The following is a 459-nucleotide window of genomic DNA, read 5'->3' on the forward strand; positions in this document are numbered from 1 at the left end:
GGGACTTGAAGGTAAAGCGTACGCCGATATCCCGACTGATCTGTCCCAGCCAGACCGGTTCGCCGTCGCACAATAGTGGCGCCCGCCAGAGGCGCAGGTGATTGCGTTGGTGAATGTTGCCACGGGCTTTTTGCAGCGCCATATCCTGGGGGCGATCCAGGGCATAGAGGGAGCTCACCGGGGAGTAACGGTAGCTGGAACCCATCAGGAAGGATTTGGTGGTTTTCCAGATCGAGCCACCATGGATGCGCTCGGTCAGGTCCCAGCCCCGTTGCACCATGGCGCTGAGCAGCAACTGGCTGTCGCCGACCAGGACAAAATTGATCGGGTCGCCGCTGGCACTGCTGTCGTCGTTGTGGGTGCAGCAGGGCTGCTCTGCTAGCCAGGCGCGCAGGCCATCGCGATCCACGTGCTGGTGCTCCTGTTCGTTATTCAGGGTGGTGAGGTCGACTTTTTCCA

1 protein-coding gene is annotated in these 459 nt (G+C 60.8%); it reads right to left on the reverse strand.

The genetic code is table 11. The annotated features are described in order from the left end of the window. Window positions 1-459, reverse strand: a 459-nt coding sequence (locus A3730_RS00870) for an LssY C-terminal domain-containing protein (RefSeq protein WP_197477206.1), incomplete at both ends; no start/stop codon positions are given.

Source organism: Alcanivorax sp. HI0044 (genome assembly GCF_001634945.1).